The organism is Aliterella sp. E5.1 (genome assembly GCF_057473825.1).
Genome location: NZ_JBYCCV010000498.1, coordinates 1 through 1,003, shown reverse-complemented (window position 1 = coordinate 1,003; position 1,003 = coordinate 1). Strand labels below are relative to the sequence as shown.

General features: G+C 50.1%; 1 protein-coding gene. It reads right to left on the bottom strand.

All coding sequences use genetic code 11. The features are described from left to right. The coding region (locus AC2VE5_RS28535; protein ID WP_486890880.1) for a DUF3685 domain-containing protein at positions 1 to 902 on the bottom strand (902 nt) is incomplete at its 3' end. Between the last annotated feature and the right edge of the window lie 101 nt (positions 903 to 1,003).

The window sequence follows — 1,003 nt, the reverse complement described above, 5'->3', positions numbered from 1 at the left end:
AAGGCCAGGGTGACCGCAAACCGCACCCCGGTGAGCTGCTTGAGTTCCAGATCCCGGGGGGCATAGATGGCGTACTTCTCCAGGCCGCGATCGCCGAGGATCAATAAGCCAAACTGGCTCTCAAAAATTTCCGTTGGTTCGATTAAGTAGCGCCTAACTCGGTATTTCCACGACAGGGCATTGCGAAAGCGTTCAATCTCTCGGGTAGAAATCAAACGCCGATTGTAAAAATTTTGCTTAATCACCTCAACATCCGCAAAATGATTCAGCAGCGGTTGAATCACCCCATTGGCAACTTGAATTAAAAGATTCTGCAGCAAAGCCTCGGCTTGGCGCATTGCCGCAGTGGAGCCAACGGCAAAGGTATGATTATCCACCACCAGCGGGGTTTGAAACAGCAGATAATCCAACAATTCCACTACCAAAGGAATTTTATTTAGAATTGCTGCCTGAACCACTTCCGCTTCCCGCAGCAAAACCGTCACAATTTCCACCTCCTGCACAACTTCCCTAGCAGACTGTTTCTGGAGCAACAAGGTGTAGTACTTGCCAAAGAAGTCTGCCGTGACGTCCCGCCATAAATCCTGCAAGATCGTATCACGCTTTTCGGCTAACTGCACCGAGGTGACCTGAGAAAAGCGCAGCTCGTCTAAAATGTCTTCAAATTTTCTTAGAGTTATATAGAATAGCTCTCGCTTTTTTTGTTGTTTGAGCAGATCAATTTCCAACGGCTGCCCGGTTAAATTTTGCAGATTGGTCTGGAGCTTGGTCAGGGTTGCTTCAAGCAGCGTGGACTTCAATCGCCTAAATTGAGTCTCCACTCCAGCAGCGGCAGGGTAGACAAGCGCATCGGAACCGGCACTGATGGTCCTGGGCTGATCGATCTCTGACTCAGATAACATCTGAGACAAGTTGGCTGGAATGGTTGCTGGAGGCTCAGCCGTCTGAGGCCCAGCAGGGGCTAGGAGCAATGTCACCAGCCATCGCGCCGCTAAAATCTCCC